This is a genomic window from Streptomyces sp. NPDC033966 (genome assembly GCF_055575955.1).
On the sequence record NZ_JBVIRQ010000003.1, the window covers coordinates 565,569 to 580,835 of the forward strand.

General features: G+C 74.5%; 15 protein-coding genes. 9 read left to right on the forward strand and 6 right to left on the reverse strand.

Annotated elements, in window-relative coordinates:
- Positions 1-20 precede the first annotated feature (20 nt).
- The 3 genes from ACZ518_RS11545 to ACZ518_RS11555 form a co-directional block, all read right to left on the reverse strand.
- Positions 21-755, reverse strand: a complete 735-nt coding sequence (locus ACZ518_RS11545; protein WP_469112818.1) for a hypothetical protein — start codon at positions 753-755, stop codon at positions 21-23.
- Positions 756-853: 98 nt separating this feature from the next.
- Entirely contained in the window at positions 854-1,642 is a 789-nt protein-coding gene (locus ACZ518_RS11550; RefSeq protein WP_469112819.1) for an ATP-grasp domain-containing protein, read from the reverse strand.
- The gene (locus ACZ518_RS11555) at positions 1,639-2,550 is read right to left on the reverse strand and encodes an ATP-grasp domain-containing protein (RefSeq protein WP_469112820.1); all 912 of its coding nucleotides are present in this window, start codon (positions 2,548-2,550) and stop codon (positions 1,639-1,641) included. Before ACZ518_RS11555 ends, ACZ518_RS11550 begins: the two co-directional genes overlap by 4 nt.
- Before the next feature lie 228 nt (positions 2,551-2,778).
- Here ACZ518_RS11555 and ACZ518_RS11560 point away from each other — a divergent pair, with 228 nt between their 5' ends.
- The 7 genes from ACZ518_RS11560 to ACZ518_RS11590 all read left to right on the forward strand — a co-directional run bounded on the left by ACZ518_RS11560 (position 2,779) and on the right by ACZ518_RS11590 (position 9,539).
- Positions 2,779-4,329 carry a sensor histidine kinase gene (locus tag ACZ518_RS11560; RefSeq protein WP_469112821.1) on the forward strand — a complete coding sequence of 517 codons (1,551 nt, stop codon included), beginning with the start codon at positions 2,779-2,781 and terminating at the stop codon, positions 4,327-4,329.
- Positions 4,326-4,727, forward strand: coding sequence for a roadblock/LC7 domain-containing protein (locus ACZ518_RS11565; RefSeq protein WP_469112822.1), 402 nt, complete (start codon positions 4,326-4,328; stop codon positions 4,725-4,727). Before ACZ518_RS11560 ends, ACZ518_RS11565 begins: the two co-directional genes overlap by 4 nt.
- A complete protein-coding gene (locus tag ACZ518_RS11570) occupies positions 4,724-5,080 on the forward strand; it encodes a DUF742 domain-containing protein (RefSeq protein WP_469112823.1) in 357 nt (118 codons plus the stop codon). The genes ACZ518_RS11565 and ACZ518_RS11570 overlap by 4 nt, the downstream gene beginning before the upstream one ends.
- Positions 5,061-5,711 (forward strand): GTP-binding protein, encoded by a 651-nt coding sequence (locus ACZ518_RS11575; RefSeq protein ID WP_469112824.1) that lies wholly within the window; start codon positions 5,061-5,063, stop codon positions 5,709-5,711. Before ACZ518_RS11570 ends, ACZ518_RS11575 begins: the two co-directional genes overlap by 20 nt.
- Entirely contained in the window at positions 5,708-6,937 is a 1,230-nt protein-coding gene (locus ACZ518_RS11580) for a cytochrome P450 (RefSeq protein ID WP_469112825.1), read from the forward strand. Before ACZ518_RS11575 ends, ACZ518_RS11580 begins: the two co-directional genes overlap by 4 nt.
- Complete coding sequence (locus ACZ518_RS11585; RefSeq protein WP_469112826.1) at positions 6,934-8,172, forward strand: cytochrome P450 family protein; 1,239 nt, start codon at positions 6,934-6,936, stop codon at positions 8,170-8,172. The genes ACZ518_RS11580 and ACZ518_RS11585 overlap by 4 nt, the downstream gene beginning before the upstream one ends.
- 182 nt (positions 8,173-8,354) lie before the next feature.
- Positions 8,355-9,539, forward strand: a complete 1,185-nt coding sequence (locus ACZ518_RS11590; protein ID WP_469112827.1) for an alpha/beta hydrolase family protein — start codon at positions 8,355-8,357, stop codon at positions 9,537-9,539.
- Positions 9,540-9,586: 47 nt separating this feature from the next.
- On the opposite strand, the gene ACZ518_RS11595 is transcribed toward ACZ518_RS11590, so the two are convergent.
- The 3 genes from ACZ518_RS11595 to ACZ518_RS11605 form a co-directional block, all read right to left on the reverse strand.
- Positions 9,587-10,318 (reverse strand): zf-HC2 domain-containing protein, encoded by a 732-nt coding sequence (locus tag ACZ518_RS11595; RefSeq protein ID WP_469112828.1) that lies wholly within the window; start codon positions 10,316-10,318, stop codon positions 9,587-9,589.
- Positions 10,315-10,917 carry a sigma-70 family RNA polymerase sigma factor gene (locus tag ACZ518_RS11600; protein ID WP_469112829.1) on the reverse strand — a complete coding sequence of 201 codons (603 nt, stop codon included), beginning with the start codon at positions 10,915-10,917 and terminating at the stop codon, positions 10,315-10,317. The genes ACZ518_RS11595 and ACZ518_RS11600 overlap by 4 nt, the downstream gene beginning before the upstream one ends.
- Before the next feature lie 83 nt (positions 10,918-11,000).
- On the reverse strand, positions 11,001-11,981 hold the full coding sequence (locus ACZ518_RS11605; protein WP_469112830.1) for a DUF1996 domain-containing protein: 981 nt from the start codon (positions 11,979-11,981) through the stop codon (positions 11,001-11,003).
- A 282-nt stretch (positions 11,982-12,263) separates the two neighbouring features.
- Here ACZ518_RS11605 and ACZ518_RS11610 point away from each other — a divergent pair, with 282 nt between their 5' ends.
- Entirely contained in the window at positions 12,264-12,998 is a 735-nt protein-coding gene (locus ACZ518_RS11610; RefSeq protein ID WP_469112831.1) for a DUF1838 family protein, read from the forward strand.
- Positions 12,999-13,435: 437 nt separating this feature from the next.
- Positions 13,436-15,211 (forward strand): S8 family peptidase, encoded by a 1,776-nt coding sequence (locus ACZ518_RS11615; RefSeq protein ID WP_469112958.1) that lies wholly within the window; start codon positions 13,436-13,438, stop codon positions 15,209-15,211.
- Positions 15,212-15,267: the final 56 nt, after the last annotated feature.

The window sequence follows — 15,267 nt, forward strand, 5'->3', positions numbered from 1 at the left end:
CAGAATTCCGGATCCACCGCTCAGGCGGCCCGGTCCTCCCAGGTCGCCGTCAGCCCGTCGAGCCACGAGGGCGGCAGTTCGGCGGCGTCCCACTCCTCGCGCAGCGCCGACGGTGACGCGGCGAGCCGTTCCAGTACGGCGATGCTGGTGGGGGAGTGCAGCAGGGAGTAGCGGCCGTGGAGGGTGATGGTGCTGCCCGGGCCGTACTCCGCGTACAGCCGGGCCAGGTGGGGACGGTGGGAGTCGGCGAACCGGGTGAGCCGGCCGGCGTAGGCGGCCCGCTGCCGGGGGCTCATCGTCCCGAGGACGGCGGTGAGCACCTGCTCGGTGACCTCCGGGTCGAGGTCGGAAACGGTGCTGAAGGACAGGTAGAGGGGTGTCACTGCCACCTTCGCCCGTTCCACCTCCATCCTGCGGACGGGCGGCCAGGCTCCGGGGGAGTCCTCCGCCGGCCCGGCGCCGACGGCCCGGCCCAGGGCCCGTTCGGCGATGTCACCGAGTTCACCGGTGAGGGCGCGGGCGCCGTCGAGCCAGCCCGACGCGTAGAGCTCGCCCTTCCCGCCGGGGGCGGTCGTCGTGGACGCCTCGATCTCCCGGTGGGCGGTGGCGAGTACGCCGGCCTCGACGAGCCCGATCAGCTCCTCGGCGGAGCCGGAGGGAACCCCCGCCCGGCCGAGGAGCTGGACGATCGTCGTCCTCGCGTTGTGGAGGCTGGCCGGGTCCAGCCGCTGCGGGTCTTCGTCGGCGGGGTGCATGGAATCCTCGTCGTCATGGGTCGCGCCGATGCGAGTCTACGCACACCGCCCCCCGGACCGGCCGTCCTCCGGCCGGCCCGGCCCGGCCGTCCCGCCGGCTACCCGGCGCGGAGCAGGGCCAGGGCCGCGAGGGCTTCCGGGGCACCGGACTGGCCGCGGATGCCGGGGAAGGCGTTGACGTCGACGATGAGCGGTCCGCCGCCGTCCGTGGCGATGACGTCCACGCCGTACACGTCCAGGGCGAAGACGGCGCCCACCCGCAGGGCCAGTTCGGTCCAGCCGTCGGGCAGCGGCCCGGGCGGGCGGGCCGGCTCCTTCTCCCCGGCGGCCAGTTCGGAACGCCGCAGGCCCGCGAAGACCCGGTCGCCGATCACCCACAGCTTGTGGTCCCAGCCGTCGTTGGGGGCGAACGGCTGCACCACCACCGGCTCCCGCTCCCAGCCCGCGGCGGCCAGTGCGCGCAGCTCCCCGGGGCCGTCCACGCGGGCGACCAGGTCGTGCTTGCGGCTGAGCCGGCTCTTGACCACCACCGGCCGGCCGGGCCGCACCTGCGCCCCCAGCGCGGCGAGCGAGGCGTAGGTGCGGGTGGCCGCGAAGGGCAGTCCGGCCCGCAGCGCCAGCCCGGCCATGCCGGTGCGGTCCTGGCAGCGTTCGGTGGCCGCCGCCGAGTTCAGTACGGGCGCCCCGCGCCGTTCCAGCTCCCGGGCGAGCGCCAGGGCCGAGGGGGTCCGCGCCTTCAGCAGGTACACGTCGGCCCGCGCCCCGGCCGCCGCGGCGGCCCCGGCCCCCGGGTCCAGCACCCGTACCTCGTGCTCGGGCGCGAGCAGCGCGGCGGTGGCCGCCAGCAGCGGGTGTCCGGCGTCGGGGGTGATCAGGCCGACCCTCACGCCCCGTCCCCCGCCCCGGCCGCCGCCTGCGCGGGAACGGCCACCGGCCGGGGGTACGGGCGCACGGGCGGGAGGGGTGCGGCGGCCGGGCGTTCGCCGCCCGAGCGGGCCAGGTCCAGTACGGCGCGCGCGACCCGCGCGGCCGCGTCCGGCACCTGGCGGAAACTCGGGAAGTCGTTCACGTCGACCACGACGGGCCCGTCGGGACCCAGCAGCACATCGACCCCGTAGAGGTCCAGCCCGTACACCTCGCCCACCCGGGCGGCGATCCGCGCCACCTCGGCCGGCAGCCGCACCCGGCGTTCCCGGACGGGGGCGTCCGGGTGCAGGGGGGAGCGGCGCTCGGTGGCGTACAGCTCCCCGCCGACGCAGTACACCTTGAGGTCGGTACCGGAGTTCGGTACGTAGGGCTGTGCGATGAGCATGCCCTCGCCGGCGAGTTCGGGGAGCAGCGCGGCGAGCCGGTCGGGCGAGGGCACCAGGTGCACGCCCCGCCCGGAGCTGCCGTCGGCGGGCTTGACCACGAGCGGGTACGCGCCGTCCGGTACGCCCGCCAGGAGTTCGGGCCGGGCGAGGGCGTAGGTGGGCGGCAGCGGCAGCCCCCGGGCGCTGCCGAGGGCGGCGGCCAGCGCCTTGTCCCGTACCCCGCGGATGGAGCGGGCGTCGTTGACGGTGGTCGTGCCCGCGGCGGCCGCGGCTTCCAGCAGGGTGAGCCCGGGGCCGCCGGACACCGTCTTGAGCACCCAGGCGTCGTGCGCGCCGGCCCGGACCAGGCCGTCCATGCGCAGCAGGGAGCCGCCCGGGCGGATCACGTCCACCCGGTGGCCCCAGGCGGTCAGTTGCCGGACGACTTCATTGGGCATGCCGTCGTGGCGGTAGTGCTCCTCCACCAGGAAGCAGAGCCTCATGGACCTTCCCCGTTTTCCCGGACGTCCGCCGATTCCGTCCGGCGAGTTGTGACGTCACAGGATGCCATGGCATCGCCCCGAAACCGCTCCAGAAGGATCCTAAGTGGGCACTACTCAACGTAATGTTTATCAAGGCCGTTCCTAAACGATCACCAATCCTCTTATAGTTGTGCCCCGTTGCCACGGGAACCTTCTCTTCCATTTACGCCCGGTTTGAGGCCTTGATTGATGACGGCGTCGCCCTCCCCCCTCCGCCCCTCCGCACTCGCCCTGCTGGTCACCGCAGCGGCCGCGGGTGCTCTGTCCACGGCGGCGGTGGCCGCGGCCCCGTCGGCCGTCCGAACCCCCCTCGCCTGGTTCTCCTTCTCCGGCTCGCTGCTGCTCGCGGTCGCGGCCTGCGCCGTCACCTGGTGGGCGCGCACGGCCCGGGAACTGCGCGGCCGCCTCGCGCACCTGACCGGCGAACTCTCCGCCCGTGACGCCTACATCGGCCGGCTGTCGGCCGACGGCGCCCGCGACGCGGCGGCCCGCACCGCCGCCCACACCCGGCTCACCACGGACCACGCCGCCGAGGTGGAGCGCCTGACGACGGCCCACGCGGCCGAACTGCTCCACCTCACCACCGCCCACGCCGCCGAGCTGGACCGGCTCGCCGCCGCCCAGCAGGCCACCCGCGAGCGGCTCGGCGAGGAACTGCGCCGCGCCCAGTCGGGCCGGGCCGCCGCCATGGCCGCCGCCGCCAACGCGGCCGGCCGGATGCAGGCCCTCGCCACCGGAATGCTGGCCGACCTGCGGGAGATGGAGCACAGGCACGCCGACGAGGAGGTCCTCGGCGACCTGCTCCACCTCGACCACCGCACCGCCCAGGCCGGCCGCCTCGCCGACTCCATCGCCGTCCTCACCGGAGCCCGCTCCGGCCGCCGCTGGGCCAAGCCCATCGTCATGGAGTCCATCCTGCGCGGCGCCATGGGCCGCATCGGCGGCTACCAGCGGGTCAGGCTGCACTCCACCAGCGAGGCCGCCGTCGCCGGGCACGCCGCCGAGGGCGTCATGCACGCCCTCGCCGAACTCCTCGACAACGCCGCCAACTTCTCGCCGCCCACCGCCGAGGTCCACGTCTACGTGGAGGAGGTGCCGGCCGGGGTCATCATCACCGTCGAGGACAGCGGCCTCGTCATGAGCGAGGTCCAGCTGCGCCGCGCCGAACAGGCCGTGACCGCCGAGTCCCTGGACCTCGCCGGACTCTCCGGCACCCGCCTCGGCCTCGCCGTCGTCGGCCGCCTCGCCCGCAAGCACGCCCTGACCGTCTCCTTCCGCCCCTCCGCGCGCGGCGGCACCGGCGCGCTGATGATGATCCCGGAAGAGCTGATCAGCCACGCCCCGGCCGAACCGGTGCCCGCCCCGGCCCTCCTGACGGCCCCCCAGTCGGCCCCGGCCCCCGCCGTGGCGGCCGTACCGGCGCGGCGGACCGGGGCCGAGCCCGTCCACGACACCCCCGTAGACTCCGGGGCGTCCGAGACCACCGGCCGCAACCCGGTGCTCGGCGAGAGCGGACTGCCCCAGCGGCGGCGCGGCCGGACCCTGGCAGCCGCCCAGTCCCAGTTCGGGCCCGCGCCCGACGCCGCGAGCGCGGCGGCCCCCACCCCGGCCGCCCCCGGCGGGGCCTCCCGGTCCGCCGCCCGCTTCGGCAGCTTCCGCCAAGCCGTGCGTGGCAACACGGCCCCGGCTCCGCAGCAGCCCACGAACCCCCCGCACCCGGAAGGCAACGACACCCCATGACCGGCCCCACCACCGACGAGACGCTCAGCTGGCTCCTGGACGGACTCCTGGAGCGCACCCCCGGCGCCCGGCACGCCCTCGTGCTCTCCCGCGACGGCCTCAAGCTGTGCCGCACCCCCGAGCTGTCCGTCGACCAGGCCGACCAGCTCGCCGCGATCTCCGCCGGCATCCAGAGCCTGTCCCACGGGGCGTCCATCGAATTCGGCGACGGCACCGGCGGGGTCCGCTCCGCCATGGCCGAGTTCTACGGCGGGATCCTCTTCATCGTCGAGGCCGGGGAGGGCGCGCACCTCGCGCTCGTCGCCGCCGAGGACGCCGACGCGGGCCTCGTCGGCCACAACATGTCCGAGCTGGTGGAGCAGCTGAGCGAGCATCTGATCGCCAGGCCCCGGGGATGAGCCGCGTCAGGCCGGGCCGGGACGACTCCCCGGACCGGCTGTACACCCTCACCGGCGGCCGCAGCAGCTCCGGGAGCGACGCCTTCGACCTGGTGACCCTGATCGTCGCCGAGTGCGACCCGGTCCCCGGCATCCAGTCCGAGCACGCGGCGATCCTGCGGATGTGCCGCTACCCGGCCGCCGTCGTGGAGGTCGCGGCCGAACTGGGCCTGCCCGTCTCGATCGTACGGATCCTCCTGGCCGACCTCCTCGCAGCCGGGCGCATCAGCGCCCGGCACCCGCGCGTCACGACGTACCGCCTTCCCGACCCCGACATCCTGGAGCAGGTGCTCGTTGGACTCCGCAACCTCTGACCCGGGCGAGCCCCGGCAGAACCTCAGCAGCACCGCCGACAACGGCCTCAAGATCGTGATCGTGGGCGGCTTCGGCGTCGGCAAGACCACCATGGTCCGCTCGGTCAGCGAGATCCGCCCGCTGAACACCGAGGAGACGATGACCAAGGCGGGCGAGGCCGTCGACGACACCGACGGCATCGGTGCCAAGACCGCCACCACCGTCGCCTTCGACTTCGGCCGGATCACCCTCGACGCCCACAACGTGCTCTACCTGTTCGGCGCCCCCGGCCAGGAGCGGTTCTGGTTCCTGTGGGACCGGCTCTTCTCCGGCACCCTCGGCGCGGTCGTCCTCGTCGACACCCGCCGCCTCGCGGACTCCTGGTACGCCATCGACCGCCTCGAACACCACGGCACGCCCTTCGTCGTCGCCTGCAACGACTTCGGCGGGCCCGCCCACACCGCCGAACAGGTCCGCACCGCCCTCGACCTCCCCTCCGAGGTGCCCCTGCTGTTCTGCGACGCCCGCTCCCGCGAGTCCAGCAAGCAGGTCCTCATCTCGCTCGTCGAGCACCTCCAGCACCTCCCGCACCTCCACCGGCCCGACCGGCCGGAAGCCGTCCCGCACCCCATCCCGGAGCCCGCCCCGTGACCACCCCCGAGCCGCAGCCCGTCTACCTCGGCGGCCCCCGCTTCCAGAGCGATCCCGTCGAGCTCTACCGGGAGATGCGCCGCGACCACGGCCCCGTCGCCCCGGTCGTCCTCGACGGGGACGTGCCCGCCTGGCTGGTCCTCGGCTACCGCGAGCTGCACCAGGTCACCAGCGACCCCCAGCTCTTCTCCCGCGACTCCGACCTGTGGAACCAGTGGGACCGCATCCCGGCCGACTGGCCGCTGCTCCCGATGATCGGCCGCAAGCAGCCGTCCATCCTCTACACCGTCGGCGAACGCCACCGCGAGCGCGCCGCCGTCATCTCCGACGCGCTGGAGTCCGTCGACCCCTTCGAACTCAAGGGCCACGCCGAGCGCTTCGCCGACGAGCTGATCGACGGGCTCTGCGGCAAGGGCGGCTGCGACATCGTCGGCGAGTACGCCATGCTCCTGCCCCTGCGCGTCCTCGCCCGCATCTACGGGTTCCCCGACGAGCAGGGACCCGGCCTCGTCACCGCCATGAACGACATGATCAACGGCCGGGAGGGCGCCCTCGACGGCCAGCGCCACCTCGCCGAGTCCATGTACGCGCTCCTCGCCGCCAAGGCCGCCGAGCCCGGCCCCGACGTCGCCTCCCGGATGCTGGCCAACACCGCCGGCTTCACCGTCGACGAGATCGCCCAGGACCTGATGGTGATGATGGCCGCCGGCCACCAGCCCACCGCGGACTGGATCGGCAACTCGCTGCGCCTGATGCTCACCGACGACCGCTTCGCCGCCTCCCTGGCGGGCGGCCGGCACAGCGTCGGAGAGGCCATGAACGAAGTGCTCTGGGAGGACACCCCGACCCAGAACGTCGCCGGCCGCTGGACCACCCGGGACACCAACCTCGGCGGCCGGCGCATCGGCAGCGGCGACCTGGTCCTGCTGGGCCTGGCCGCCGCCAACGGGGACCCGCACGTACGCACCGACGCGGGCGCCCTCACCGGCGGCAACAACGCCTTCTTCTCCTTCGGTCACGGGGAACACCGCTGCCCCTTCCCCGCCCAGGAGGTCGCCGAGGCCATCGCCCGGACCGGCATCGAGGTCCTCCTCGACCGGCTCCCCGACGTCGACCTCGCCGGGCCCGCCGAGGGGCTCACCCGGCGGCCCTCGCCCTGGCTGCGCGGCCTCACCGCCCTCCCCGTGACCTACACCCCGACCCCCGCGCTTGGAGCCACCCCGTGACCTGCCCGATCGACCACGCCGGCCCCGCCCCCCTCACCCTCGACCCCTTCGTCACCGACCTCGACGCCGAGAGCGCCGCACTGCGCGCCGCCGGCCCGCTGGCCCGCGTCGTCCTCCCCGGCGGCGTCGCCGTGTACGCCGTCACGCACCACGCCGAGGCCCGCAAGCTCCTCACCGACCCCCGGGTCGTCAAGGACATCGGTGTCTGGGGCGCCTGGCAGCGCGGCGAGATCCCCCTGGACTGGCCGCTCATAGGCCTCGCCAACCCCGGCCGCTCCATGCTGACCGTCGACGGCGACGAGCACCGCCGGCTGCGCACCCTCGTCGCCCAGGCCCTGACCGCCCGCCGGGTGGAGAAGCTGCGCGCCGGCATCGAGGCCCTGACCGCCCGTTCGCTCGACGAGCTGGCCGCCCTCCCCGCCGGCGAGACCGTCGACCTCAAGGCGCACTTCGCCTACCCGCTGCCGATGAACGTCATCAGCGAGCTGATGGGCGTCGACCCCGCCGAACACCCGCGCCTGAAGGCCCTCTTCGAGAAGTTCTTCTCCACCCAGACCCTCCCCGAGGAGGTCCCCCAGATGATGGCGGACCTCGGCGCGCTCTTCTCCCGGATCGTCGAGTCCAAGCGCGCCAACCCGGGCGACGACCTCACCAGCGCGCTGATCGCCGCCTCCGAGGACGGCGACCACCTCAGCACCGAGGAGATCACCAACACCCTCCAGCTGATGGTCGCCGCCGGACACGAGACCACCATCAGCCTGATCGTCAACGCCGTCGTCGCCCTGGAGACCCACCCCGAGCAGCGGGCCCTCGTCCTGAAGGGGGAGGTCCCCTGGGAGAACGTCATCGAGGAGACCCTGCGCTGGTCCACCCCTACCTCGCACGTGCTGATCCGCTTCGCCACCGAGGACATCGAGGTCGGTGACCGGATCCTGCCCGCCGGCGAGGGCCTGATCGTCTCCTTCGGCGCGCTCGGCCGCGACGAGGCCCAGCACGGCGAGGACGCGGGGGAGTTCGACATCACCCGCACCCCCAACCGGCACATCGCCTTCGGCCACGGCCCCCACGTCTGCCCCGGCGCGGCGCTCTCCCGCCTGGAGGCCCTGGTGGCCCTCCCGGCCCTGTACACCCGCTTCCCCGGCCTCACCCTGGCCGTCGCGCGCGAGGAGCTGCGCAACAAGCCGGTCCTCACCCAGAACGACCTGCACGACCTCCCGGTGCGGCTGGGCGCGTAGGGCACCCGGCCGTTCGGCCCGCCGCCCGGGAACGGAACGCGTTCCCGGGCCCGGCCGGCCTCAACCCCCCCTGCCTCATGCGGCCGTACGATTTCAGGCAGGGCGCACTGCGACCAGAGGCTGACGCCGGATCAGCCCGCGAGCGGACGAGGGGCCGGGGCCGCACGCCTAGCGTTGATCACATGAAGATCCGACGCCGTACCGCGGCCGCCGCGGCCGCCGCGGCCCTGAGCACCCTCCTGCTCGCCGTCCCGCCGGCGGCGGCATCCACCGCCTCCGCCGCCACCGGGGCAGCCGCCGGGACCCGCACGACCGCGGCCCCCGAACTTCCCGCGCCCACCGGCCGGTTCGCGGTCGGCCAGGAGGACATCCACCTGACCGACCGCACCAGGACCGACCCCTGGGCGCACACCGGCCCCCGCGAGCTGATGGTCACCCTGCGCTTTCCGGCGCAGCGCGGTACCGGCCGCGCCCCGGCGCCGTACCTGAGCACCGAGGAGGCCCGGCTGATCCTCGCCGACAAGCACCTCGACCAGCTGATCGACCCCGCCGTCTTCGCCGCCACCCGGTCCCACGCCCGGGTCGGCGCCCGGCCCGTCCAGGGCCGCTACCCGCTGATCGTGCTGTCGCCCGGCTTCACCGTGCCCCGCGCCACCATCAGCTCGCTCGCCGAGGACCTGGCCTCCCGGGGCTATGTGGTGGCCGCCGTGGACCACGCGTACGAGAGCGCAGCCACCGCCTTCCCCGGCGGCCGGATCCTGACCTGCCTGGCCTGCGACCAGTCCCAGGGCCCGGGGGGCCACGCGGCCGTCGCGAAGGTCCGGGCCGAGGACGTCTCCTTCCTCCTGGACCGCCTCACCGGCCGCCACCCGGCCTGGCGCCACGCCGGGCTCATCGACCAGCGCCGCATCGCCATGGGGGGCCACTCCATGGGCGGCACCGCCGCCCTGACGGCCATGGCCGCCGACCAGCGGATCCGTGCGGGCTTCGACATGGACGGGGGCCTGCCCGATCCCCTTCCGGCCGCCGGGACCGGCGGCCGCCCCTTCATGCTGTTCGGCTCGGCCGCCAGCGTGCCCGGGAGCCCGTTGAACGGCGACTGGTCGCGGGCGTGGCCGCACCTCGACGGCTGGAAGCGCTGGATCACCGTCGACGGCACCGACCACTTCGGCCCCACCGACTTCCCCGCCATCCGCGACCAGCTCGGCCTACCCCACCCCGAGGCGCCGCTGTCCGGCTCCCGCACCATCGAGCTGACCCGGACCTACGCGGCAGCCTTCTTCGACCGGCACCTCAAGGGGCAGCCCGGGCCGGTCCTGGACGGCCCCCGCGCCGACACCCCCGAGGTCCGCTTCCACAACCCCTGAGCGGCCGGTACGGGGACCCGCGCGGGACCCCGTACCGCACCCGGCGGCTACACCGGGACGGACACGTACGTCCGGCCCGCCTCGTTCACCACCAGGACCTCCTTGACGTCCGAGGGGTCCACGGCCGCGGAGCCGTCCAGGGCCGCGCCCTTGCCCTCGCCGTGCTCCGCCGTGCCCACCACCCAGCCGCCGGCCGTGGACCGCGTACCGTCCCGGGAGACCACCACCAGACGGCACCGCTCGCCCGCCGGCACCCCGGTGACCGCCGCGTGCAGCCGCACCCACTTGGCGGCCGGCGTCAGCTGTACGGTCATCCGCGCGCCCGTACCCGCGTCCGTCGCGGAGGCCACCCGGGTCCCCGCCACCGGCGGCGAGGGCACCGCGGACGCGGTCGGCGCCGGGGGCGGGGGCAGCGCCCCGGTGCTCCCGGTGTCCGCGCCCACGCGGGCCCCGGCCCAGAACACGGCCGCCAGCGAGGCCGCCGCCGCCAGACCCACCACACCGGCCCGCCACCGCGCGGCCGCCGCCCGTTCCCCGCGCACCTGCCGCAGGGTCCGCTGGAGCATCAGGTCCCCGCCCTGCGGGGGCCCGTCCAGGAACGCCTCCTCCGGCACCTCCCCGAGCGCCCTCTCCATCTCGACCAACGCGGCCACCTCCTCCCGGCACCGCACGCAGTCGCCGAGGTGCTCCTCGACGCGCCGTACCTCCTCCTCGTCCAGGACGCCGAGCACGTACGGGCCGAGCAGTTCCACTTCCTCCTCGTGCCGCTGCCGGTTCACGCCACCACCTCCCGCAGTCCGCCGGGCTGCTGGGGCGGCCGGCCGGTTCCTCTCCTCCTGGCGCCGTCACCGACGCCGTCCCCGAACACCTCGCGCAGGGCCTTCAGCGCGTAGTGCGAGCGCGACTTGACCGTGCCCGCCGGGATGCCCAGCCGGTCGGCCGCCTCGGCGACGCTGTGCTGGCGGTAGTACAACTCCGTCAGCACGTCCCGGTGTTCCGGCGACAGCCGGTCCAGGGCGCCGAGCACCGTCATGGTGTCCACCACCGAGTCCGCGTGGTCCCCCTCGACGGGAGGAGCGGCCGCGGAGCCGGAGACCTCCGGCGGCCGGGCGGCCTTGGCCCGGTACCGGTCCGTGATGATGTTGCGGGTCACGGTGAGCAGCCAGCCGCGCACCGAGCCCTTCCCGTTGACCAGCACCTCGGAATGCCGCCACGCCCGGATCAGGGTCTCCTGGACGACGTCCTCGGCAGCGGCCCGGTCCCCGGTCAGCCGGGTGGCGTAGGCGAGGAGGGCGTTGCCGTGCTCCTCGTACACCGCCCTGATCAGCGCCTCGTCGGTCGAGCCCCGCCGGTTGCGGGGCCGCAGTGGTCCGGGCATACAGGTTCTCCGTCCGCCTCGTGTCGCGTCGTGCGGTCGGAACACGCTCGCGGGGCCCGGCCGGTTCATGTGACCCGCGTCACTCACTTCCGGCAGGTGCGGCCCTCGTTGAGGCAGGCGACCAGTTCGCCCATCTGCCCGTCGGTCATCACGTCCACGAACATCGCGTGGTCCGTCCTCGGGCTGTGCCGCTGCTCCGGGAAGGAGTCGAGGGCGATCGGCACCCCCGGCCCCACCGCGTAGGCCAGCGAGAGCCGCAGCTCGGGCACCGCGAACATGCCCTGGGGGCACACCCCCTGGGCGGAGGGGAACGCGAGGTGGGAGCGGTGGTCGGCGGCGGCCGTGTCCAGCCCGTTCCAGCAGGAGGGGAAGACGAGCGTACGGGTCACCAGCTCGCCGGCCGGGCAGCGCGGGTAGCTCGTCGTGGACCGGCCGGGGGAGCCCGAACAGCCCCAGCGGGCCCGGACGGCGGCGTCCGTCGCGGCCGTGTACGCCACGGCGTCGCCCGTCATCGCGCGCAGGAAGCGGGGCATCGCCACCACCTTGCCCACCGGGCTGCCCCGGAACTCCACCCGCACCGAGGCCTCGGGCAGGATCTCCCCCGTGTTGCCGTGCCCGGCGGCACCCTCGTGGGCGCGGCCGCCCGGCCGGTCGGTGCGCCGCAGGACCGGCCAGTAGTACGTGGAACGGTCGCCGCCCGCGCAGCTCGTGGCGGCGGCGGACAGCGAGGCGTCGGTGGACAGGGCGTCCGTGGACAGATTGCCCACGTACGCGTGGGTGTGGTGGGCGCCGGCCCGCAGTCCCGGCGAGACCACCAGGTTGTCCTCGTTCCAGTGCCCCTGTTCGTTGCGCCCGCAGTCCACCGTCACGGTGCCCGTGGAGGCGTCCGGTCCGGGCGGCGGCGGGGCCGGTCCGGGCGGGACGCCGGCGGGGTCCACGCGGTCCCCGGCGGCTGAGGCGAGGCGCGGGCCGGCCGCCCGGGAGGCGCCCAGCACGGCGGCGGCCAGCCCGGCGCCCAGCACCAGGCAGACCAGCAGCACCAGCAGGCGGTTTCCGTTCCCCATGACGGTCACGGTCGCCGCTGCCGCGCCGGAGAGTCAACCGGGCGTCCGCACCAGGGCGCTGCCGCGATTTCGGAGGTGTCCCGCGGTTCCCTGCTCAGCGGGGCCCGGCCCCGGAGCGCGGTCCCTGCGTCCGCCCGGAGTCCGGTCCGGAGTCGGCCCCGGAGTCCGGTCCGGAGTCCGGTCCGGGCGGTGTCCCGCTCCCGGCGTTCCGGCCCGGATCCCGGCGCAGGTTGGCCCGTCAGGTGCTTGTCCGGCCGCGGGCCCGCCCCCGAGAGTTCTCGTATGACACCGGAAGAGCTCCTGCACGCCTTCGCCCGCACCCGCGCCTCCCTCGACGGCGGGGACACGGTCTTCTGGTGGACCGGCGACATCCACTCCTGGGCCCCCGGCGAGCCCTACCGCCGCCTGTTCGGCTTCGAGGGCCTCAACGCCGCCCGGCTGGAGGCCGACGAGGAGGGCGGCGGCTACCGGATGCTCTCCCGCGAGGCCGCCTTCTACCTCGACCCCGCCAGTCGGGACATCCTGGAGACCTGGCAGGGGAAGCCCGTGGTCCACGTCTGGAACGATCCGGCCAACCAGCGGTGGCGGCCCTTCCCCGTCCCGCGCACCGAACTGGGCGACCAGGTCTGCTTCAGCCTGGAGATCCCGCTCGCCTACCCCTCCCCGCTGCCGGTCGCCGACTACCCGCTGAACTCCGCCGACGACACCTACCGGGCCCTGGAGCTCTTCCAGTTCTTCACCTCCGCCGCCGCCCTGGCCGGTGACGCCCCGAGCGTCCCCGCCACCATGTCGTGGACCCGGATGTCCCCCTGGCTGCCCTGGATGGAGCAGGGGCAGCGCCCTGGCGGCCTCACCTTCCACTGCCGCGGCGTGAAGCTCGCCTCCTACGCCGAGGTACCCGAGCGCACCCGCGCGTACATCGCCGCACACCACCCGGAGTTCGCCGGCGCCCCCGAGAAGTGGGCCGAGCCCAACGAGTCCAGCTGGACGTACTTCCGCAGGCTCAACCCGCGCTGACCCCGCTGACCCCGCGGACCCCGCTGACCCCGCGGACCCCGCCGGCCTCCGCCGACCCCCGGTAACCCCCGGGCGGGGGAGGGGCCCACAGGGTCCGGACAAGGGTTTTCCCCGTATCGGGTTCACTCCCGCGTTGCCTACTGTCTGCCCACCGGCGATCTTCCGCGCCCCGGGCGGCCCCGCACCAACCCCACATGGTGTGAAACGACCGCGGACGCGCTGACCGCCGGGTACGCCGTCGCCCTGCCCCGCCGTTGCGGCCGGGCGACGTGGCGCGCGGCGGTGCCGGGGCGGGTTCGACCAGCCCGTCCAGGCCCCGCTTCCGCCGGTTCCACCTCCCACACTGCACCGACCGGCCGCTCCCGTCTGCCCGGAAGCGGCCCGTAAAGGGGAACAACGTGCACGCACCCAGACGTCGGCTCATATCCGTCGTGGCCATGTCCGTCACCCTGCTCGCCGGCGCCGCCACCTCCGCGGTGGCCGTGACCCCCGCGAACGACCCGGCCGCCTCCACCCTGCCGGCCGCCGCGGCCCCCGCCGCCCCCGCCGCCGCTCCGGTCGAGAACCTGATCGTCGGCTACAAGTCCTCGGCGTCCGAGGCCAGCTCCAACGACGCGGCCGCCAACGACGCCGCCGCCAAGGCCCAGAAGGCCGGCAAGAAGGCCAAGTTCGACCGCCGTCTCGGCACCGGAGCCGCGCTCGTCAACCTCGGCGGTGCGACCGCCCCGGCCGACGCCGCGAAGGTGATGGACCAGTTCCGCGCCGACCCGGACGTCGCCTACGTCGAGCCGGACTCCCGCGCCTACGCCATGGCCACCCCGGACGACACCGAGTACGCCAAGCAGTGGGACCTCTTCGAGCCCACCGCCGGCATGAACGTGCCCGCCGCCTGGGACAAGACCACCGGCTCCGGCGTCACCGTCGCCGTCATCGACACCGGCTACGTGGCCCACTCCGACGTCGCCCCCAACGTCGTCGCCGGCTACGACTTCATCAGCAGCTCCACCGCCGCCCGTGACGGCAACGGCCGCGACAACAACCCGGCCGACCAGGGCGACTGGTCCGCGGCCGGCGAGTGCGGCACCGGCTCCAAGGCCAGCGACTCCTCCTGGCACGGCACCCACGTCGCCGGCACCATCGCCGCCGCGACCAACAACGCCAAGGGCGTCGCGGGCATCGCGTACAACGCCAAGATCCAGCCCGTCCGCGTGCTCGGCAAGTGCGGCGGCGCCACCTCGGACATCGTCGACGCCATCACCTGGGCCTCCGGCGGCACCGTCTCGGGCGTCCCGGCGAACGCCACCCCCGCCAAGGTCATCAACATGAGCCTCGGCGGCTCCGGCGCCTGCACCGCCACCTACCAGAACGCCATCAACGCGGCCGTCGCCCGCGGCACCACCGTCGTGGTCGCCGCCGGCAACAGCAACGCCGACGCGTCCGGCTTCTCGCCCGCCAGCTGCAACAACGTGATCAACGTGGCCGCCAGCAACCGCACCGGCGACCGCTCCTTCTACTCGAACTACGGCGCGATCATCGACGTCGCCGCCCCGGGCGGTGAGACCCGCCGCGCCACCGACACGCCCGGCACCGTCACCACCCCCGAGAACGGCATCCTCTCCACGCTGAACGGTGGCACCACCACCCCCGGCGCCGAGATCTACAAGCCGTACCAGGGCACCAGCATGGCCGCCCCGCACGTCGCGGGCCTCGCCGCCCTCCTCGTCGGCGCCAAGCCCTCGCTCACCCCGGCGCAGATCGAGTCGGCCATCAAGGCCAACGCCCGCCCGCTGGCCGGCACCTGCACCGGCGGCTGCGGCTCCGGCCTCGCCGACGCGGCCGCGACCGTCAACGCCGTGACCTCGACCCAGCCCACCCCGGCCTTCGAGAACACCGCGGACTTCGCCATCGGCGACAACGCCACGGTCGAGAGCCCCATCACCGTCACCGGCGTGACCGGCAACGCCCCGGCCGCCCTCCAGGTGGGCGTGAACATCACGCACACCTACATCGGTGACCTGAAGGTCGACCTGGTCGCCCCCGACGGCACCGTCTACACCCTGCACAACCGGGCCGGCGGCAGCGCGGACAACATCAACCAGACCTACACCGTCAACGCCTCCTCCGAGGTCGCGAACGGCACCTGGAAGCTCCGTGTGAACGACAACGCGGGCGGCGACACCGGCAAGATCGACTCCTGGAGCCTCGGCTTCTGACCCGGTTCGCACCGGTCCCGGCGGAGCCCCCCAACTCCGTCCTGACGGGCCGATAG

Excerpts from the sequence above, each read along its gene's own strand:
- ACZ518_RS11545 (WP_469112818.1), bottom strand. The coding sequence starts at position 755 with ATGCACCCCGCCGACGAAGACCCGCAGCGGCTGGACCCGGCCAGCCTC.
- ACZ518_RS11555 (WP_469112820.1), bottom strand. The coding sequence starts at position 2,550 with ATGAGGCTCTGCTTCCTGGTGGAGGAGCACTACCGCCACGACGGCATG.
- ACZ518_RS11560 (WP_469112821.1), top strand. The coding sequence starts at position 2,779 with ATGACGGCGTCGCCCTCCCCCCTCCGCCCCTCCGCACTCGCCCTGCTG.
- ACZ518_RS11565 (WP_469112822.1), top strand. The coding sequence starts at position 4,326 with ATGACCGGCCCCACCACCGACGAGACGCTCAGCTGGCTCCTGGACGGA.
- ACZ518_RS11570 (WP_469112823.1), top strand. The coding sequence starts at position 4,724 with ATGAGCCGCGTCAGGCCGGGCCGGGACGACTCCCCGGACCGGCTGTAC.
- ACZ518_RS11590 (WP_469112827.1), top strand. The coding sequence starts at position 8,355 with ATGAAGATCCGACGCCGTACCGCGGCCGCCGCGGCCGCCGCGGCCCTG.
- ACZ518_RS11600 (WP_469112829.1), bottom strand. The coding sequence starts at position 10,917 with ATGCCCGGACCACTGCGGCCCCGCAACCGGCGGGGCTCGACCGACGAG.
- ACZ518_RS11605 (WP_469112830.1), bottom strand. The coding sequence starts at position 11,981 with ATGGGGAACGGAAACCGCCTGCTGGTGCTGCTGGTCTGCCTGGTGCTG.
- ACZ518_RS11610 (WP_469112831.1), top strand. The coding sequence starts at position 12,264 with ATGACACCGGAAGAGCTCCTGCACGCCTTCGCCCGCACCCGCGCCTCC.
- ACZ518_RS11615 (WP_469112958.1), top strand. The coding sequence starts at position 13,436 with ATGTCCGTCACCCTGCTCGCCGGCGCCGCCACCTCCGCGGTGGCCGTG.